This window comes from Gulosibacter macacae (assembly GCF_003865375.1).
GTDB classification, from domain to species: Bacteria; Actinomycetota; Actinomycetes; order Actinomycetales; family Microbacteriaceae; genus Gulosibacter; species Gulosibacter macacae.
The window spans coordinates 190,023-209,341 of sequence record NZ_RQVS01000005.1 but is presented as its reverse complement, the minus strand read 5'-3'; the positions used below and the strand labels follow the sequence as shown (position 1 = coordinate 209,341).

Here is a 19,319-nt window from a genome sequence, read left to right as displayed (position 1 = left end):
GCCCGAATCCATCCACTATTTATGGCCGGTAACCCGGAACATGCGCTCTTGGCGCACAAATGGGGGAGAAGAGCACGGATTGCGCTCGGGAACATAGGTTGCCATGCCTAGGCCAACGGGGAGGCAAACTCGCCGGAAACCAAACACGACCCGGAAACCAATCAAGGCCCCGCGAAGCGGGGCCTTGACGATCATGGTGGGCGATGCCGGGCTCGAACCGACGACCTCTTCCGTGTGAAGGAAGCGCGCTACCAGCTGCGCCAATCGCCCATGACGAGGGTCAACTTTGCCACAAAAATCGACCTTGCGCGAATCAACAGTGCGCCGCACCTCCGTGACACACCGAGTTTTAGGATGCTGATCAGGAAGTTTCTAGAATTGCATCGGCGTGATTTGGTTTTCCGCGAATCGGTACGTTAGAGTCATTGACGCGCTGAACGATGCAAATCGCCAGGCGCAATGCGGATGTAGCGCAGTTGGTAGCGCATCACCTTGCCAAGGTGAGGGTCGCGAGTTCGAGTCTCGTCATCCGCTCGAGTGTGATCGGGGCCGCCAGTTCCGGAACACGGGAGACAGAATCCCACACGGTGACGTGGCCGAGAGGCGAGGCAGCGGCCTGCAAAGCCGTCCACACGGGTTCGAATCCCGTCGTCACCTCGCAAATGGGCGATTGGCGCAGCGGTAGCGCGCTTCCCTGACACGGAAGAGGTCACTGGTTCGATCCCAGTATCGCCCACTGATCAGTCTGGTACTGATCACGTCGACGCAAGTCGGCACGCGGATGTAGCGCAGTTGGTAGCGCATCACCTTGCCAAGGTGAGGGTCGCGAGTTCGAGTCTCGTCATCCGCTCTGAAATACCGAGTTTTCGTCGCTGGCAGTTTAGGCGGCAGATCACGGGCGATTGGCGCAGCGGTAGCGCGCTTCCCTGACACGGAAGAGGTCACTGGTTCGATCCCAGTATCGCCCACCACTCAACCCGGGGATGTGAGCGATGACGACCGACTTCCATCCCTATGAAGACGAAGAAGCCTCGCTGCGTCGAGCACCTTCATTGCGCTTCACCATCTCACTCATGGTGGTGCTCGGCCTCATTGGCCTGGGCCTGCTGGCGACTGCGGGCTTCCTGCGCTACTACCCAATCGGTATCTCGACGCCTCAGGTTGATCGCTGCGGCAGCATCGCTGAGCCGCTCGTGCTCAGTGACACTGGGCCGGCTCCGCTTGAACTTCGCGAGGCGGCCTGCGCGCAGGCACTCAACCAAGCCGGCGGCGAGGCGATGATGGCCGCATCAATTGGTATTGCCATGCTCGTGGCGCTCGTGGTCGTCGTCATCATCACCATCCGCCGGCGCGCTCGCGCAAACTGAACTGCATCCCGCGAATCCTTCGGCAGGCTGACGAGTCGAGAGCTTTCCGCGCAGTACGCTCGCGATATGCAGCACAATGACGCCGGGATGCCGAACAACGCACAGCAACCGAATTCGGTACCGAGCCCCAATGCCGGGCAATATGCCCCGTATGTGCCGGGTGACACTCAGCAAGCCGGTCAAGTGCCGCCCACTCAGGGATATCAGCCCAGCAACCCGCAGGGCTACCAACAGGGTTACCCGCAGGCGTACGCCCAGCAGCCCGGCGCGTACGCCCCAGTCGAGGTAGTGCCACGCAAGCCCAACCGCGTGACCGCGTACATCACCGCTGGCATCGTGGTGCTGCTTTCGGCGATCGTGATTGCAGTCGGTTTCTCGATGTTCTCGCAAGAGGTGACGATCACCTATCCGCAGGCCGACAATTGCGGCTCGGTGATGCAGCCGGCCTCGCTCAGCGAGGGCGGTAACTTCGATGTCGGGATGCGAGAAAAGGCGTGCGAGCAGGCACTGTCAAGCAAGACCGGCGAGGCGTTCATCCCGATCGGCATCGGTGTGGCGCTCATCGCGCTCATGTCATGGACGGCGTTCAGCGTCACCCGCCAGCACAAGAAGTGGCAGGAGCAGTACGGCCGTCGCTAATGCGTCGCGCCGGGCAATAGGACTCGCTTCGGCCTAGGATGGCCGAGTGAAGTCTCGCTCATTCGTTGCCACCACCCTCGCCCTTGTCGCTTCTGCCGCGCTTGCTGGTTGCGCGGGCGGGGGAGAACCGATCCCCACGATCACTGGCACACCGTCGAGCTACGAGTCGGTTGAGTCGATTCGCGATGCCTTTGTCGCAGCCGGGGGAGCGTGCCCCGCGTGGGAAGCAATCGACCCGGGCGACTACGACGCCGAAGCTGGCCGTTGCGACGACTCGACCGTCATTGCCGTCTACAAAGACCCGGCCGAGTTGGCGGATGTGGTCAAACGGGCCACCGAGCTCGCCACCGAAACGCACCTCCTCGTGGGTGAGAACTGGGTACTCAATACCCCGAACCCGCAGGACTTCGTCGACGCGCTCGGCGGAACTGTCGTCACTGGCTAGAGCCCCGGTCGTAGACTGAATCTCTGCGCGCCTCAACCAACAGGTCGAGCCGCTTGTCCGCATCCACATATCTGAGATCTCTTCAGGAGTTGTCGTGACCACATCCGACGTCGAGCCCATCGCCGCTGCCCCCACTGAGGCACCCCTTGCGGTGACGGCGACAGCGACCTCCGATGGCTTCACGCTCTTCGCCGATGCCCCGCGTCAGCCGGCGGTCGTGGCGATGAAGGTCAATGGCGAACTCAAGGATCTCTTCCGTGAGGTGCAGCCGGGCGACCAGGTTGAAGCGGTCACCATCGATAGCGAAGACGGTCTCAACATCCTGCGGCACTCGACCGCACACGTGGTCGCGCAGGCGGTGCAGAAGCTTCATCCCGGTGCGAAGCTTGGCATCGGCCCGTTCATCACCGATGGCTTCTATTACGACTTTGACGTTGACACGCCCTTCACGCCGGAGGATCTCAAGGCGATCGAGAAGGAGTCGATGCGCATCGTCAAGCAGGGTCAGCGGTTCGCCCGCCGCGTCGTGAGCGACGAAGAAGCCCGCGCGGAACTCGCGGGCGAGCCCTACAAGCTCGAACTCATCGGGCTCAAGGGCTCCGCCGGTTCGGCCGACAACGAGAACGTTGAGGTAGGCGAGGGCGAACTCACCATCTACGACAACCTCGACCCGCGCTCGGGCGAGGTCTGCTGGTACGACCTCTGCCGCGGCCCGCACTTGCCATCGACCCGCTATATCGGCAATGGCTTCGCTCTGCTGCGCAACGCTGCCGCCTATTGGCGCGGTAGCGAGAAGAACCCGATGCTGCAGCGCATCTACGGCACCGCCTGGCCGACTAAAGAAGAGCTGCGCGACTACCAGCACCGCCTGGAAGAGGCACAGAAACGCGACCACCGTCGACTCGGCCGCGAGTTCGATCTCTTTTCGTTCCCCGATGAGATTGGTTCGGGTCTCGCGGTATTCCACCCCGCCGGAGGCACCATCAGGCTCGAGATGGAAGAGCACTCGCGCCGCCGCCACGTCGAAGAGGGCTACTCGTTCGTTAACACACCCCACATCACCAAGGGCCAGCTCTACGAAGTCTCGGGCCACCTTGATTGGTATCGCGACGGCATGTACCCGCCGCTGCAGATGGATGAAGAAGTCGACGCCGAGGGCCACATCACCAAGGCCGGGCAGGACTACTACCTGAAGCCGATGAACTGCCCGATGCACAACCTCATCTTCGGTGCCCGGGCACGCAGCTATCGCGAACTGCCACTGCGCCTCTTTGAGTTCGGCACGGTGTACCGCAACGAAAAATCTGGTGTGCTGCACGGACTCACCCGCGCCCGCGGCTTCACGCAGGACGACGCGCACATCTACTGCACTCGTGAACAGATGCACGCGGAACTCACGAAGACCCTCGAGTTCGTGCTGTCGCTGCTCAAGGACTACGGTCTCGACGACTTCTATCTCGAGCTGTCGACTAAGGACCCCGAGAAGTACGTCGGCGATGACGCGACCTGGGAAGAAGCGACGCGGACGCTCGCCGAGGTTGCCGAAGCATCCGGCCTCGAACTCGTGCCCGATGAGGGTGGTGCCGCGTTCTACGGCCCGAAGATTTCGGTGCAGGCGCGCGATGCGATCGGCCGCACCTGGCAGATGTCGACGATTCAGCTCGACTTCAACCTGCCCGAGCGCTTTGACCTCGAGTATGCGGCGGCCGACGGCACCCGACAGCGCCCGGTGATGATTCACCGCGCCCTATTTGGTTCGATCGAGCGCTTCTTCGGTGTGCTCGTCGAACACTACGCGGCCGCCTTCCCGGTGTGGCTTGCCCCCGAACAGGTGGTCGGCATCCCGGTTGCCGAAGAATATGCCGACTATCTCGGCGAGATCATCGACCGGCTCAAGGCCGAGGGCGTGCGCGCCTGGCTCGATGACTCGGGTGACCGCATGCCGAAGAAGATTCGCACGCACACGAAGGCGAAGATTCCGTTCCAGCTCATTGCCGGTGAAGACGACCGCGCGGCAGGTGCCGTGTCGTTCCGCTTCCGCGACGGTTCGCAGCGCAATGGTGTGCCGGCCGATGAAGCCGTAGCGATCATCCTTGCCGCAATTGCCGAGCACAAGAACATCAACGGCGACTCAGACCTGTGACGGGTAAGCATGCGGGGTACCTCGGCTTCCCGGAAGGGGAGTTCGAGCAGGTCGAGATGCGTTCGGCCGCCGAGTTTGCGGGCGTCCCGGATGCAATGCAACGCACCTGGGTGCCACACCGGATGACGTATATCGCCGATGGCGAAGAGCGAAACCGGCCGAGCGCAAGCTGCCCGTTCTGTGACGTGCCAACCCGCAGTGACGATGACGGCCTCATCGTGCACCGCGGCGAGTTTGCCTATGTGGTCATGAACCTCTACCCCTATAACTCGGGGCACCTCCTTGTGTGCCCCTATCGCCATATCGCCACCTATGACGAAGCCAGCGATGCTGAGATCCTCGAGATCGGAAAGCTGACGCAGCAGGCAATGGGTGCGCTCGCGCGTGTCTCGAAAGCTGCTGGGTTCAACATCGGGATGAACCAGGGCGAAGTTGCCGGCGCGGGTGTCGCCGGTCACTTGCACCAGCACGTCGTGCCGCGCTGGTTTGGCGACGCAAACTTCCTGCCGATCATTGGCCGCACAAAGCCTGTGCCGCAATTGCTCGGCGATCTGCGGGCATTGCTGGCCGCTGGCTGGGAAGCGTGAGCGGCGACGCGTAATCTCGCCTAAAATGAATGCCATTCCCCAACGGAGTGGACGAAAGGACAACAATTGACCGAGCAGCTCACTGGCACCGATCGCGTCAAGCGCGGACTCGCCGAAATGCTCAAAGGCGGCGTCATCATGGACGTCGTCACCCCCGAGCAGGCGCGCATCGCTGAGGACGCCGGCGCGGTTGCCGTAATGGCGCTCGAGCGGGTTCCCGCTGATATCCGTGCCCAGGGCGGCGTCGCACGCATGAGCGACCCCGATCTCATCGATTCGATCATCGCTGAGGTCTCGATTCCCGTGATGGCGAAGGCCCGTATCGGCCACTTCGTCGAAGCCCAGGTGCTTGAAGCACTCAAGGTCGACTACATCGACGAGTCCGAGGTGCTGAGCCCGGCCGACTACGTCAACCACATCGACAAGTGGGCGTTTGACGTGCCGTTCGTGTGTGGCGCGACCAACCTCGGCGAGGCGTTGCGACGCATCAACGAGGGTGCGGCGATGATCCGTTCGAAGGGCGAAGCCGGCACCGGCGACGTCTCGGAGGCGATGAAGCACATCCGCAAGATCAAGGGCCAGATCCGCGAACTGCAGGCGCTCTCGAAGGATGAGCTCTATGTGGCCGCGAAGGAACTTCAGGCTCCCTACGCGCTCGTCGAAGAAATCGCGCGCACGGGCGAACTGCCCGTCGTGCTCTTTGTCGCCGGTGGTGTGGCCACTCCGGCTGACGCCGCGATGATGATGCAGCTCGGCGCCGATGGCGTGTTTGTGGGCTCGGGCATCTTCAAGTCGGGCAACCCGGAGGCTCGCGCAGCGGCGATCGTCAAGGCTGTGGCTGCGTACAGCGACCCGGCCACCATCGCCGACGTCTCGCGCGGCCTCGGTGAAGCCATGGTCGGCATCAACGTCGCCGACCTCCCCGCCCCGCACAAGCTCGCCGAGCGCGGGTGGTAATCACCGCGCCCATTGGCGTGCTCGCACTGCAGGGCGGTGTGCGCGAGCATGAGCAAATGCTCGCCTCACTCGGCTGTGAGGTGCGGCTCATTCGCAAGGTCGGCGATCTCGATGGGATCGCCGGCCTTGTTCTGCCCGGGGGTGAGTCGAGCGTGATCGACAAGCTCACGCGCATCTTCGGCATCCAAGAACCCATTCGCGAATTGATTCGCGGTGGTCTGCCGGTGTTTGGCACCTGTGCCGGGCTGATTCTGCTTGCCGAACGCCTTGCCGACGGCATCGCCGGACAACAGACATTTGGCGGTCTCGATGTGACCGTGCGCCGCAATGCCTTTGGTTCCCAACTCGACTCGTTCGAAACCGATCTTGAAGTGCCAGCGCTCGGCCCTGAACCTGCGCACGCCGTGTTCATTCGCGCGCCGATTATTGAGTCGGTCGGCGCGAGTGTTGAGGTGCTCGCGAGCGTGGGCGACGAGATCGTTGCGGCGCGCCAGGGTAACCTCCTCGGCATTAGCTTCCACCCCGAAGTCGCCGGGGATGCGCGCTGGCACGAGTACTTCTTGAAGATCGTCGCCGCTCGCAACTAGTTCACGTATTCAGAGGAGATCGCGCCATGACCGACAGCCAGACCGCCACCTTTGGGCAGCTCGCTGAGCTGGTTACCGCCGCACCTACCTCGTATCACGCAGCGGCGGTTGTTGCGGAACAGTTCACTACGGCTGGGTTTACACGAGTACACGACCAGGATGCCTGGCCCGCCACCCCGGGTGGCTACGTCATCGTGCGTGATGGCGCGGTGATTGCCTGGCGCATCCCGGCGGATGTGGCTGCCGAGACACCCGTGAACGTCGTTGCCGCCCACACCGATTCACCGGGGTTCAGGCTTAAGCCCGAGCCCGACACGGAGCGCGCGGGTTGGCGCTCGGTGAATGCCGAGGTGTACGGCGGGCCCCTGCTCAACTCCTGGCTTGATCGCGACTTGCGCATCGCGGGGCGGCTCGTGCTCGCCGACGGTACGACTCGACTTGCGAGCACCGAGGCAATTGCACGCATCCCACAGCTTGCTGTTCACCTCGACCGCGAAGTCAATGAGGGGCTCAAGCTCAACCGCCAGCAACACACCCGGGCGGTCGTCGGCCTGGCAGATCAGCCCGGTGTGGTCGAGCTTCTTGCTGCGGCGGCCGAGGTCGACGCTGACACGGTCGTCGCCTTTGACGGGTTCTTTGCCGACGGCCAGGCCCCCGCGCGCATTGGTGGCGGGGGAGAGCTCATTGCCTCCGGCCGCCTCGACAACCTCGTCAGCGTGCACGCGGGCACTCAGGCGCTGCTCGCCACTGAGCCGAGCGGCATCATTCCGATGCTCGCGGCCTTTGACCACGAAGAGGTCGGTTCAGATACCCGCAGCGGCGCCGGCGGCCCATTCCTCGAAGACGTGATCACTGGCATCCGCGAGAGCCTCGACGCAACGCCAACAGAAGCTCGACGCGCTGCGGCCGCAAGTTGGGTGGTCTCAAGTGATGTGGGCCACGCCGTGCACCCAAACTACCCCGACAAACACGATGATGATGTGCGCCCGATTGCCGGCGACGGCACGATCATCAAGACTAACGCGAACCAGCGCTACGCCACTGACGGCGTCGGCGAAGCGCTCTGGCGGCGCCTTGCCGCAACGGCTGGCACACCCGTGCAAACCTTTGTCTCGCGGAACACCATTCCCTGCGGCTCGACAGTCGGCCCAATCGTCGCGACGCGCCTGGGCATGCGCACGGTCGACGTGGGCATCCCGATGCTGTCAATGCACTCGGCCCGCGAAGTGGCCGCGCTTGTCGATATCGCCGCACTTGAGGCCGTCCTGCGCGAGTTCCTGCGCGCGGCGCACTAGAATTGACCCTCGCGGCACAGCCGCCACAACAAATCAACCGACCGAGGATTGGAGCAGGGGAGCAATGGCCGGACACTCCAAATGGGCGACGACGAAGCACAAGAAGGCAGCGCTCGACGCGAAGCGCGCGAAGTCGTTCGCAAAGCTGATCAAGAACATCGAGGTTGCCTCGAAGATCGGCGGCCCCGACCCGGCTGGTAACCCGACGCTGGCTGACGCCATCCAAAAGGCCAAGAAGCTTTCGGTGCCGAACGACAACATTGACCGCGCCGTCAAGCGCGGTGCCGGGCTCACCGGCGAGTCGATCAACTACGACCAGATCATGTACGAGGCCTACGCCCACGGCGGCGTCGCCATGCTCATCGAATGCCTCACCGACAACAAGAACCGCGCCGCCGCCGAGACCCGTCTTGCAGTGTCCCGCTCGGGTGGCAATATGGCCGACCCGGGATCGGTGTCGTTCAACTTCGAACGCAAGGGCGTCATCGCTGTGCCGAAGGTGGGCGACGAGCCGAGCGAGGATGCACTCCTCGAAGCCGGTCTTGAAGCTGGGCTTGAAGAGGTGCTCGACCACGGTGAAATGTTCGAGCTGCGCACTGAGGCAAGCGATATGGTCGCCGTGCGCGCGGCGCTGCAAGATGCTGGCATCGACTACGACTCGGCTGAGGCGGAGTTTGTCGCGAACGTGTCGGTGCCTGTCGACCTCGAGACGGCGAAGAAGGTGCTCGGCGTGATCGACGCGCTGGAAGACCTCGACGATGTGCAGAACGTCTTCACGAACATGGAGATCCCCGCCGACGTGCAGGCGCAGCTCAACGACGAAGAGTAGCGACACCTCGGTGACCAAGCGCATTCTCGGCATTGACCCCGGCCTCACGCGATGTGGGGTCGGGGTCATCGACGTCGGTGCCGGTCGCAAGTGCACGCTCGTGGCCGTGAGCGTCGTGCGCACTGCGGTCGATATGGAGCTTGCCGAACGGCTCGCCACGATTGGCAACGAGATCGCGCGGCTCATGGATGAGCACACACCCCAGGTCGTCTCGATTGAGCGGGTGTTTGCCGAGGCACGCAACCTCAATACCGTCATGGGTGTCGCCCAAATCACCGGCATTGCCCTGCGTGAGGCAGCAAACCGGGGCATTCCCACCGAGCTGCACACGCCTTCTGAGGTGAAGGCGGCAGTTAGCGGCTACGGGCAGGCCGACAAGGCGCAGGTTGCCGAAATGGTGCGCCGCATCCTGCGGCTCGATGCCCCGCCGAAACCTGCCGATGCCTCGGATGCGCTCGCGCTCGCCATTTGCGCCGGTTTCCAAACGCCGATTGCCCGGCTCGGGGGAGCGAAGCGCTCGCACGGTTCGGTGCCCGCTGCCGCAAAGCGCCCCACCACCCCGGCGCAGGAAGCGTGGCTCGCCGCCGAGCAAGCGGCGAAATCAGGGCGCCGCAACCTAGGCTGACCTAGTGATTGCCTCGCTGACCGGTCTTGTCGCCCACCTCGGTGCATCGTCTGTGGTGCTTGATGTTTCGGGCGTCGGCTACCACGTGCAGATCACCCCGGCGCACGCACTCGAGTTGCGTCACGGCGCCGAAGTGCGTCTCACGACCGCGCTCGTGGTTCGCGAAGACGCGATGCTGCTTTACGGCTTCCGCGATCAATCCGAGCGCGAAGTATTCGACCAGCTCACCGGCATCTCGGGCGTTGGCCCAAAATCCGCCCTCGGCGTGCTCTCGCAGCTCGGCCCGGATGAACTCGCACTCGCCGTCGAGCAGGAAGACGAAAAGGCGTTCAAGCAGGTGCCTGGCGTTGGCCCGAAAACGGCGAAGCTCATCATCTTGCAGCTCATGGGCAAGCTGCGGGCACCGGGTGCGGCGTCCGGTGAGGTGGGGACGCGAGCGATCGTGAGCGCATCCACGAGCGATGATGTTGTTGAAGCGCTGGTCGGCCTTGGCACCCCGCAGAAGCAGGCCGTCATGGCGGTTGAAACCGCGCTCGAACGACTCGACAACGAGGTGCCCGACGTGCCGACGCTCTTGCGCGCGGCGTTGCGTGAACTGGGCGGCGCGCGATGAACGCGATCCCCGAGCATCCCGAATCTGACACCGAACTCGAGTTCGAATCGACCCTGCGCCCGCGCAATTTGCGTGAGTTCGTCGGCCAAGAAAAGGTGCGCACACAGCTCGATCTGCTCCTGCGCGCGGCACGACTGCAGGGCCGCACGCCCGACCACATCCTGCTTGCTGGCCCGCCTGGACTCGGCAAGACGACCCTCGCAATGATCGTTGCCGAAGAGACGGGTCAGGCGTTACGACTTACTTCGGGCCCAGCCCTGCAGAATGCGGGTGATCTCGCGGCGGTGCTCTCGAGCATGACCGAGGGCGAAGTGCTCTTTATTGACGAGATTCACCGGATGGCGCGCACCGCCGAAGAGATGCTCTATCTCGCCATGGAAGACTTCCGCATCGACATCATGGTCGGCAAGGGCGCCGGTGCGCAGTCGGTACCGCTCGATCTGCCGCCGTTCACCGTCGTCGGTGCCACCACGCGCGCTGGGCTCCTCCCAGCGCCCCTTCGTGACCGGTTCGGCTTCACCGCACACCTCGAGTTCTACTCGGATGCGGAGCTCGAGCGGGTGCTCGAGCGCACGGCGCGACTGCTTGAACTCGGTGCGAGCGGCGCGCCGCTCGCGGAAATTGCCTCTCGATCACGGGGGACGCCGCGTATTGCGAACCGTCTCTTGCGCCGCGTACGTGACTGGGCACTCGTGCACCAAGCCGAGCTCGACACGCCGTCGGCGCAGGCCGCACTCGAACTCTATGACGTGGATGCTCGGGGTCTCGATCGCCTCGACCGCGCGGTACTCGAGGCGCTCATTCTGCGCTTCAGTGGTGGCCCGGTCGGCGTGCGCACGCTTGCCGTCACCGTGGGTGAAGAGGCGGAAACCGTCGAAGCGGTCGTCGAACCCTTCCTCGTGCGCTCTGGGCTCATTGCTCGCACGCAGCGTGGCCGAATCGCGACGCTTGAGGCCTATGACCACCTCGGAATCGCGCCGACTTCCCGTTAAGTTGGGCTGACTCGCTTATACTCGGTCTGTTTGCCACCAACGGCTCACGCCGACCGAAACTGGAGCCTCCACTCATGCAAGAATTTACGCTCGTTCTTCCTCTCGTCCTGCTCGCCGTCATGATCTTCTTCATGTGGCGCACCAACAAGCGGAACCAGGAGAAGCAGCAGGCGATTCGCAGCTCGATGGCTCCTGGTGTTGAGGTCATGACGCAGGCCGGTATTTACGGCACCCTCGTTGAGATCAACAGCGACGACAACCAGGCGATTATCGAGACCACCCCGGGCACCCGCCTGCGCGTGCACTCGGCCACCATTGTCAACGTCATCGAGCCCACCGTCGACGTGCCGAACGTGGTTATCCCCGACGACGCAAGCGCCCTCACCAACAGCAACTCGGCCGACGAGGTCGACAACTCGGTGAAGGCCAGCGAGCCAGACTACGTCGAGACCGTTGAGCCGGTCGACACCACCGAGGCTGACCAGCCTCGTGACCTCCACAACGACGACAAGAACGACGCACCGAAGGCTTAATTCCTCCAGTGTCGAACACGAACCGCGCACCCCGGCACCGTTCGCCCGCAGTGCAGTCTGCCCGCGTCGCTCTGACGTGGCTACTCATTGTGCTGGCGGGCCTCGTCGGCATTAACTGGCTCGCTGTCGCCCTCCAAGGCGGCACCTGGACGCCCAAGCTTGCCCTCGACCTCGAGGGTGGCACGCAGCTCGTTCTCGAAGCGCAGCTTTCTGAGGGCCAGGCCGACCCGACTGCCGAACAGATGGCGCAGGCAGTCTCGATCATTCGCCAGCGCGTGGATGCATCCGGTGTCAGCGAAGCTGAAATCACCACGCAGGGTGGCAAGAACATCGTCATCTCGGTGCCCGGTGAAATGGACCCCGAAACTCGCGCCCGCGTTGAGTCGAGCGCGAAGCTTGAATTCCGTCCGGTGCTCATGGCGACCTCGGCCGCCGATGTTCAGCTCATCACGCCCGACATGCTCGGCCCGGATGCGACGATCGGTCAGACGCCGCTCGGCGAACCGACCGACCCGTCGGATGTCATGCAGCTCTCCGACCAGCAGATCGTTGACTACTACGCGTTCGACTGTGCCGCGGCGCTGAGCGAGCGGCGTGCCCCGGCCGATCCGACCCAGCCGCTGATCACCTGTGACGCTGCCGGTGTCGAGAAGTACCTGCTCGGTCCGGTGGAAATCGAAGGCACGCACATCAGCAATGCGAGCAATGGCATGTCGACGAACGCGCAGGGCGTGTCGACGGGCCAGTGGGTCGTCAATCTCGAGTTTGACGCTGAGGGTGCTGCAGCATTCCGCGACGTCACGACTCGCCTTTACGCCATCGGCGCCACCATTGACCCGGCGACCGGCCAGCCCGATCAGACTCGCTCGCGCTTCGCCGTCACCATGGACAACCTGGTGATCACAGCGCCGACCGCGAACGCGGTCATCACCGATGGCAAGGCACAGATCAGCGGTAGCTTCACCGAAGTGAGCTCGAAGGCACTTGCCGACCAGCTCAAGTTCGGGGCTCTGCCCTTCAGCTTCGAAACGAAGTCGGCGCAGACCATCTCGGCGACGCTCGGTACCTGGCAGCTGCAGGCCGGTCTCATCGCCGGTGCAATCGGTCTCGCACTCGTCGTGATCTACTCGCTCTTCCAGTACCGTGCGCTCGGTCTCGTGACCATCGCCTCGCTCGCACTCCTCGCGATCGTGGCGTATCTCGTGGTTACCTTCCTCTCGAACCAAGAGGGATACCGCCTGTCACTGGCGGGTGTGGCCGGTTTGATCGTGGCGATCGGTATCACCGCCGACTCGTTCATCGTCTACTTCGAACGCATCAAGGATGAGCTCCGCGACGGCAAGACGCTGGCAGCTGCGGTCGAACATGGCTGGTCGCGCGCGATCCGCACGATCCTCGCCTCGGACGGCGTGAACTTCCTCGTCGCGATCGTGCTCTTCTTCATTGCGGTCGGGAATGTGCGCGGATTCGCGATCACCCTCGGGATCACGACGCTCATCGACCTCTTCGTCGTGACGCTCTTCACGCATCCGGTTATGCGCCTGCTTGCAACCACGAAGTTCTTCGGCGGCGGCCACCCGCTCTCGGGCCTCAACCCGAAGGCACTTGGTGCCGTCTACCGCGGCCGTGGCGAGTTCCGTGCGACCGCAACCGGTGGCAAAGGCGCGAGCCGCGAGGCAGCGAAGCGACAATCACTCGCTGAACGCAAAGCGGCAGCGGCCGGGAAGGTTGACGACTAATGGCGAACTTCCAGCAGTTCGGTAACGACCTCTACACCGGTAAGCGCTCGATCGACTTTGTCGGCAAGCGCAAGATCTGGTTTGCCATCGCTGCGGTGCTCATCATCGTGTCGGTGCTCATCCCGATTCTGCGCGGTGGGTTCAACCTCGGCATCGAGTTCACCGGTGGCTCTGAGTTTCAGGTGACCGCCCCGGCGAGCACCGACCAGAAACTCGCCACCGACACCGTGCGCTCAGTGACCCCGACGCCCGCGCGCGTGCAGGTGCTCGGCGATGGCTCCATCCGAGTGCAGACCGACCCGCTCACCGAAGAAGAAAACGCGCAGCTTCGCCAGGGTCTCGCCGAGGCCTACGGCGTGGATGCGGCAGAAGTTACGGTCTCGACCATCGGCCCCTCGTGGGGTGCAGATATCACCAGGCAGATGCTCATCGGCCTTGGGGTGTTCTTGCTCCTCGCTGGCGTGTTCATGGCGCTGTATTTCCGCGCTTGGAAAATGTCGCTGGCTGCGATTCTGGCGCTCTTCCACGACCTCATCGTGACGGCTGGCCTCTATGCCCTCACCGGCGTCGAGGTGACCCCGGCGGCGGTCATCGGCTTCCTTACGATCCTCGGTTACTCGCTCTACGACACCGTCGTCGTCTTCGACAAGGTGCGCGAGAACACCCTCGGATTCGGGCCAGAGTCAGAGCGCACCTTTGGCGGTTCGGTGAACCTCGCAATCAACCAGACGCTGGTGCGTTCGATCAACACCTCAGTCGTGGCGCTCCTGCCGGTTGCCGCGATTCTGTTCATCGGCGCCTTCATCATGGGTGCGGGTACGCTCCGCGATATTGCCCTGGCGCTGTTCATTGGTATGTTCGTCGGCGCACTGTCGACGATCTTCCTCGCCGGACCCCTCTATGTGGAACTCCGTAGCCGCGAACCCGCGTTGCGCGAGGCTGACGAGCAAATCCGCGAGTCAGCGGCGGTATAGAATTGCCCCTCACCGAGGCCACCGCATGGTGGCCTCGGTTGGAGTACCCGAAGGGAGTGCCGCATGAGCGAGACAAGTTCGCTATCGATGCGTCGACTAGTGCCGCGAATCTTTACCAAGTCGGCCGCGCTCCCTGAAATTGAGCCGCTCATCCGCACACTCAAGCGGCACGATCCGAAAGCCGACGTGCTCCTCGTGCAGCGCGCCTACGAGGTCGCCAAACGCTGCCACGAGGGTCAGTTTCGCCGCTCTGGCGAGCCGTACATCACGCATCCCATTGCCGTCGCGCAGATTCTCGCTGATCTCGGCATCGGACCGGTGACGGTCGCGGCGGCGCTCCTGCACGACACCGTCGAAGACACCGACTATTCGCTCGGCCAGCTCAGCGATGAGTTTGGTGATGAAATCGCCATGCTCGTCGACGGAGTCACCAAGCTCGACAAAGTGACCTACGGCGACTCGGCGCAGGCCGAAACCGTGCGCAAAATGATCGTCGCGATGTCGAAGGACATCCGCGTGCTTGTCATCAAGCTCGCCGACCGGCTGCACAACGCACGGACCTGGGGCTTCATGCCGCCCGAGAAGGCGAAGGGCAAGGCTGCCGAGACCCTCGAGATCTATGCGCCGCTCGCGCACCGCATGGGTATTCAGGGGATGAAGAACGAGCTGGAAGATCTCTCGTTTGCGGTCATGCATCCCAAGATCTACAGCGAGATCGAGCATCTCGTGCGCGAACGTCAGCCGCAGCGCGAGCGCTATCTCGGCCGGGTTGTTGGGTCGATTCGTACCGATCTGCGGGAGATGCGCATCCGCGGTGAGGTGGTGGGGCGACCGAAAGAGCTCTACTCGATCTATCAAAAGATGGTGGTGCGCGGTCGCGACTTCGACGAGATCTACGACCTCGTTGCCATCCGCGTCATCGTCGACACTGTGCGCGATTGCTATGCGGTCCTCGGTGCAATTCACGCTCGCTGGACCCCAATGCCGGGCCGCTTCAAGGACTACATCGCCACCCCTAAGTTCAATCTCTACCAATCGCTCCACACCACGGTGATTGGCCCCGACGGCAAGTCGGTGGAGATTCAAATTCGCACCCACGAAATGCATCAGCGCGCCGAGTTCGGTGTTGCGGCGCACTGGATGTACAAGCAGAACGTTGCCACTGGCGGCGAGCGCGTTGCCCGCGGCACGAGTGAGATGGCGTGGCTTAAGCGCATCAACGATTGGCAGCAAGAGACGAGCGACTCGGAGGAGTTCCTTGACTCGCTCCGTTTCGAAATCGGCGCGAGTGAGGTGTATGTCTTCACGCCGCAGGGCAAGGTGATTGGCCTGCCGCAGCTCGCGACCCCGATCGACTTCGCCTACGCCATTCACACCGATGTCGGTCACCGCACCATGGGTGCCAAGGTGAATGGCCGGCTCGTACCGCTTGAGACAAAGCTCGTCAACGGCGACACGGTCGAGATTTTCACGTCGAAGAATCCGGATGCGGGCCCCAAGCAGGATTGGTTGCAGTACGTCGCCTCGCCGCGCGCACGCAACAAGATTCGCCAGTGGTTCTCAAAGGAGCGCCGCGACGAAGCGATTGAGGTGGGTCGCGAGCAGGTCGCGAAGGCCATGCGGAAGACGAGTATTCCGCTTTCACACGACTACGTACAAGAGGCGTTCCGCACGGTCGCGTCAAAGCTGCGCTATCAGGATCTTTCAGCGCTCTACGCCGCCATCGGTGACGGGCACGTGTCGACGCAATCGGTGATGGAGAAGCTGCAGGCCGAACTGCGCACCGAGAGCGACTCGAGTGTGCCGAGCGACGAACCGCACTTCGACACCCAAGAAAAGGTCAATTCGATCAGCGACTCGGGCGTGCTCGTGCGCGGAGCCCCCGACATTCTGGTTAAAGTCGCGAAGTGCTGCACGCCGGTGCCGGGCGACAAGATCGTTGGCTTTGTCACCCGCGGTCAGGGTGTGTCAGTGCACCGCGCCGATTGCCGCAATACGAGCTCGCTCGAGCCCGAGCGGATGATCGAGGTCGAGTGGGCGGCACACTCGCAGGCCGTGTTCCTCGTGAACATTCAGGTGGAGGCGCTTGACCGGGCAGGCTTGCTCAGCGATATCACGAAGACGCTCTCAGAGCACCACGTGAACATTCTGTCGGCGACGGTGCACACTTCGAAGGCCCGCCTGGCGATCTCGAAGTTCTCGTTCCAGATGGGTGACACGACGCATCTCGACCGTTTGCTTGCGGCAGTCCGCCGCATCGACGGCATTTACGACGTCTACCGAGTGCAGAACAGCTAGCGGGTGCCACGCAGCTCGGCCGGATGCTCGAGGCGCTCCACGAGGACGCCACCGAGTTCGACCACGTCGTCTGGCGCGAGGGCGCGATAGTGCCATTGCACATTGCTGGGCGCATCGGCGATGAGCCGATTCGAGCGACGGCCAAGGTGCACCTCGGTCGGAGTCGGGCCGCCCTCGTGCACCCAGCGTGCAGTCGGGCCAATCACGACACGTGGATGCACTGCGATGCTGTGCAGACTCGCCGCCCGGTCAACCGCCGTCGCTGCCTCACCAATCGGAAGGTAAAACTCGAATCCACAAATACCGTGTCGTTGCACTTCGCCATCGAGTCGCATGACTTCGAGTTCGATGCGACTCAGTCCGGTAAGCGAGGGGGCAACGTGGGGTGCTGCTGGAAGCATGGTCACTCCGGCATTGTTGCCGGAAACGAGTTCGGTCACCTGCGGAATCCACAGGTGACCGAACTGGGGGAGTCGGTACTCAGCCGAGCGGGAAACTAGCCACCGATCGCCTTGAGCCACGACTTGCGCGTTTCGAGGGCTTCTTCCGCCTGCTTGATCTTCTTGGCGTCGCCACCAGCCCGAGCGGCGTCAAGCTCCGCCTCGAGCTTCGTGATGGCGTCGTGCAACTGCGCCGACATACCCGATTGGCGTGCCTGGCGCTCGGGGTTGGAGTTGGCCCAGTGGTCGTCGTCGAGCTTGCGCACGTGCTGTTCGACCTTACGCAGACGCTCCTCGACCTCCTTGAAGCGGTCGCGCGGCACGCGACCCACTTCATCCCAGCGCGTCTGAATCGCCGAGAGCAATTCGCGGGCCTTGACGCGGTCGCTCAGCTCGAGAATGGGCTGGGCGTCGTCGAGGATCGCGAGCTTGGCATCGAGGTTCGCCTGGAACTCTTCGTTGTCGCGGGCGTCAATTTCTCCCTTCGCCTGGAAGAGCACGTCACCGGCAGCCTTGAACCGAGCCCAGAGCGTGTCGTCGAGCTTGCGGCCAGCGCGGCCGACGGTCTTCCACTCATCGAGGAGTCGACGGTATTCGGCAACGCCATCGGCGCCCTGGGGCGCCAGGGCTTCGGCGCGCTCAATGATGCGCTGCTTCGCGTCGCGTGCGGTCTTGTGCTGCGAGTCGAGCTCGGCAAAGAACTTGCGACGTTCGCCGTCGAGGTGAGTGCGGGCCGCGCGGAATCGCTTCCACAGTTCGTTCGCCTCACCCTTGGGCAGGCGCGGGCCATCCTTCTGGTGCTGCTGCCACTGACCGAAGAGTTCTTCCACCTTCGCCGAGGTCTGCTTCCACTGGATGGAGGCGGGGTTCTGCGCGGCGAGCTTCTCTGCCTCAACCACAATCGACTCGCGGTGGGCGAGGGCTTCGGCGAGCGCCTGCTTCTGCTCTTCCTGCTGCTGGCCGCTGAGTTCCTCAACTGCGCCACCGAGTGCATCCAGTCGCGTGCGCAACGCTTCGAGGTCACCGACCGCATTCGCGTCGGTGAGCTGCTGGCGCAGGTGCTTCGCGCCCTTCGTGATGTCAGCGGGATTCGCACCAGCACGCACGCGCTGTTCGAGCAGCGTCACCTGGCCGGCGAGGTCATCGAACTTACGCACGAAGTAGGCGAGCGCCTCTTCGGGCGTGCCATCGGGATACTGTCCGACCTGGCGTTCTTCACCACGATCGGTGACGTAGACGGTGCCGTCGGCCTCGACGCGGCCGAAGGGGTGCTGGGGAAGTTCGGACATCTTGGTGTTCCTTGGTTGCTCGTCAAGCCGAAACTTGTCGGGTGGGCGAACGGCGCTCGTGGGCGTTCGCGGGCATCTCTACGATGCTAGGCCATGTGCGAGACCCGCTTGGGCTATTCGAGGGTGATCGCAGTAATTGTGGCGGGGGCGACGGGAGTGCCATCGCTCTCGGAGCGCCCGGGAACGACACCGGCCGTGACAATGTCGTTCTTGAGTTGGTCGAGACCCTCGGTGACGTGGCCGAATACCGAGTAGCCGCCAGGCAGGTTGGTGTCTTCGTAGACAATGAAGAATTGGCTCCCCATCGAGTCGGGCGTACCGCTATTTGCCATCGCGATCGTGCCAGCGGGGTACAGCCCGTCGGCCGGCACATTCTCGAGCGGACCGAACTGATAGCCGGGGTTGCCGGTTCCGGTGCCCGTTGGGTCGCCGCACTGCAAGACGAACAGGCCCTCAGTGGTCATGCGGTGGCAGGCAGTGTTGTTGAAGTAGTCCTTCTGCGCGAGATCGATGAAGTTCGAGGCGGCCTGCGGCGCGGCGGCTCCGTCGATCGTCACCTTGAGCGCGAGGGTTTCGTTGAAGGTGATCTCACCGGTCCATTCGCGATTCTCAGCAATGGTGGTCGGCGGCACGGTGGCATCAGGGAGCGCGTTCGGGTCGGCCGGGGCTGTATCTGTGGCCGCCGGGTCGGTCTGGGCGGGGTCGGCGGCCGGGCCCTGCGTGGTGAACCCACCGAGCACGAAGGCGAGCTGTGAGGCGAGGGCGAGCACCGCGGCAATCGCAATGATGATGATTGCTCGCTTATTATCACTGCGTGCGCGGTCGACCTCAACGTCGTGCACGACCACGCGTGCCTCGTACTGGCGCTGGCGGCGACGCGCTTCGCGCTGCTGTTTCGTTGATTCGGCCACGGTGTCCTCCCGACTGGCGCATTCCACTGCGGAATGGGCAATCCCGCCGGGCAGTT

Annotated in this window: 19 protein-coding genes and 6 tRNA genes; 21 read left to right on the top strand and 4 right to left on the bottom strand. The window is 63.4% G+C overall.

The genetic code is table 11. From position 1 onward, the window contains the following. Window positions 1-194: 194 nt before the first annotated feature. Window positions 195-270, bottom strand: a tRNA-Val gene (locus EG850_RS05835). A 191-nt stretch (window positions 271-461) separates the two neighbouring features. Between EG850_RS05835 and EG850_RS05830 the strand changes: the two genes are divergently transcribed. From EG850_RS05830 to EG850_RS05730, 21 genes are all read left to right on the top strand, one after another. Then, a tRNA-Gly gene (locus EG850_RS05830) sits at window positions 462-534 on the top strand. A 52-nt stretch (window positions 535-586) separates the two neighbouring features. Then, window positions 587-657, top strand: a tRNA-Cys gene (locus EG850_RS05825). A 7-nt stretch (window positions 658-664) separates the two neighbouring features. Next, a tRNA-Val gene (locus EG850_RS05820) sits at window positions 665-736 on the top strand. A gap of 41 nt (window positions 737-777) precedes the next feature. Continuing rightward, window positions 778-850 (top strand) — tRNA-Gly (locus EG850_RS05815). 46 nt (window positions 851-896) lie between these two features. Further along, window positions 897-971, top strand: a tRNA-Val gene (locus EG850_RS05810). 21 nt (window positions 972-992) lie between these two features. Further along, on the top strand, window positions 993-1,367 hold the full coding sequence (locus EG850_RS05805; protein ID WP_124971289.1) for a hypothetical protein: 375 nt from the start codon (window positions 993-995) through the stop codon (window positions 1,365-1,367). Window positions 1,368-1,433: 66 nt separating this feature from the next. Next, complete coding sequence (locus tag EG850_RS05800; RefSeq protein ID WP_124971286.1) at window positions 1,434-2,006, top strand: hypothetical protein; 573 nt, start codon at window positions 1,434-1,436, stop codon at window positions 2,004-2,006. Between the two features lie 46 nt (window positions 2,007-2,052). Then, window positions 2,053-2,451, top strand: a complete 399-nt coding sequence (locus EG850_RS05795; protein WP_124971283.1) for a hypothetical protein — start codon at window positions 2,053-2,055, stop codon at window positions 2,449-2,451. Window positions 2,452-2,674: 223 nt separating this feature from the next. Beyond that, the gene (thrS, locus tag EG850_RS05790; RefSeq protein ID WP_214609517.1) at window positions 2,675-4,594 is read left to right on the top strand and encodes a threonine--tRNA ligase; all 1,920 of its coding nucleotides are present in this window, start codon (window positions 2,675-2,677) and stop codon (window positions 4,592-4,594) included. Between the two features lie 56 nt (window positions 4,595-4,650). After that, a complete protein-coding gene (locus EG850_RS05785; RefSeq protein WP_124971384.1) occupies window positions 4,651-5,181 on the top strand; it encodes an HIT family protein in 531 nt (176 codons plus the stop codon). 66 nt (window positions 5,182-5,247) lie between these two features. Further along, window positions 5,248-6,138, top strand: a complete 891-nt coding sequence (pdxS, locus tag EG850_RS05780) for a pyridoxal 5'-phosphate synthase lyase subunit PdxS (protein ID WP_124971276.1) — start codon at window positions 5,248-5,250, stop codon at window positions 6,136-6,138. A 56-nt stretch (window positions 6,139-6,194) separates the two neighbouring features. Continuing rightward, window positions 6,195-6,725: a pyridoxal 5'-phosphate synthase glutaminase subunit PdxT gene (pdxT, locus tag EG850_RS05775; RefSeq protein ID WP_407920582.1), complete on the top strand. Its 531-nt coding sequence runs from the start codon at window positions 6,195-6,197 to the stop codon at window positions 6,723-6,725. Window positions 6,726-6,751: 26 nt separating this feature from the next. Next, a complete protein-coding gene (locus tag EG850_RS05770) occupies window positions 6,752-8,020 on the top strand; it encodes a M18 family aminopeptidase (RefSeq protein WP_124971273.1) in 1,269 nt (422 codons plus the stop codon). A gap of 64 nt (window positions 8,021-8,084) precedes the next feature. Next, a complete protein-coding gene (locus EG850_RS05765; RefSeq protein ID WP_124971271.1) occupies window positions 8,085-8,849 on the top strand; it encodes a YebC/PmpR family DNA-binding transcriptional regulator in 765 nt (254 codons plus the stop codon). A 10-nt stretch (window positions 8,850-8,859) separates the two neighbouring features. Continuing rightward, the gene (ruvC, locus tag EG850_RS05760; protein ID WP_235829223.1) at window positions 8,860-9,474 is read left to right on the top strand and encodes a crossover junction endodeoxyribonuclease RuvC; all 615 of its coding nucleotides are present in this window, start codon (window positions 8,860-8,862) and stop codon (window positions 9,472-9,474) included. Between the two features lie 4 nt (window positions 9,475-9,478). Further along, the gene (gene ruvA / locus EG850_RS05755; protein WP_124971266.1) at window positions 9,479-10,087 is read left to right on the top strand and encodes a Holliday junction branch migration protein RuvA; all 609 of its coding nucleotides are present in this window, start codon (window positions 9,479-9,481) and stop codon (window positions 10,085-10,087) included. Continuing rightward, window positions 10,084-11,079 (top strand): Holliday junction branch migration DNA helicase RuvB, encoded by a 996-nt coding sequence (gene ruvB, locus EG850_RS05750; RefSeq protein WP_124971263.1) that lies wholly within the window; start codon window positions 10,084-10,086, stop codon window positions 11,077-11,079. Before ruvA ends, ruvB begins: the two co-directional genes overlap by 4 nt. A 74-nt stretch (window positions 11,080-11,153) precedes the next feature. Further along, the gene (gene yajC / locus EG850_RS05745; RefSeq protein ID WP_124971260.1) at window positions 11,154-11,612 is read left to right on the top strand and encodes a preprotein translocase subunit YajC; all 459 of its coding nucleotides are present in this window, start codon (window positions 11,154-11,156) and stop codon (window positions 11,610-11,612) included. Window positions 11,613-11,620: 8 nt separating this feature from the next. Continuing rightward, window positions 11,621-13,351, top strand: a complete 1,731-nt coding sequence (gene secD, locus EG850_RS05740) for a protein translocase subunit SecD (protein ID WP_235829222.1) — start codon at window positions 11,621-11,623, stop codon at window positions 13,349-13,351. Then, on the top strand, window positions 13,351-14,325 hold the full coding sequence (secF, locus tag EG850_RS05735; RefSeq protein WP_124971257.1) for a protein translocase subunit SecF: 975 nt from the start codon (window positions 13,351-13,353) through the stop codon (window positions 14,323-14,325). The genes secD and secF overlap by 1 nt, the downstream gene beginning before the upstream one ends. Before the next feature lie 63 nt (window positions 14,326-14,388). Further along, a complete protein-coding gene (locus EG850_RS05730) occupies window positions 14,389-16,623 on the top strand; it encodes a RelA/SpoT family protein (RefSeq protein WP_124971254.1) in 2,235 nt (744 codons plus the stop codon). Here EG850_RS05730 and EG850_RS05725 read toward each other — a convergent pair. The 3 genes from EG850_RS05725 to EG850_RS05715 form a co-directional block, all read right to left on the bottom strand. Then, window positions 16,620-17,063, bottom strand: coding sequence for a hypothetical protein (locus EG850_RS05725; RefSeq protein ID WP_124971251.1), 444 nt, complete (start codon window positions 17,061-17,063; stop codon window positions 16,620-16,622). The genes EG850_RS05730 and EG850_RS05725 overlap by 4 nt on opposite strands. Window positions 17,064-17,119: 56 nt before the next feature. Then, window positions 17,120-18,352: a DUF349 domain-containing protein gene (locus EG850_RS05720; RefSeq protein WP_124971248.1), complete on the bottom strand. Its 1,233-nt coding sequence runs from the start codon at window positions 18,350-18,352 to the stop codon at window positions 17,120-17,122. Between the two features lie 113 nt (window positions 18,353-18,465). Then, window positions 18,466-19,263, bottom strand: a complete 798-nt coding sequence (locus tag EG850_RS05715; RefSeq protein ID WP_124971245.1) for a peptidylprolyl isomerase — start codon at window positions 19,261-19,263, stop codon at window positions 18,466-18,468. Between the last annotated feature and the right edge of the window lie 56 nt (window positions 19,264-19,319).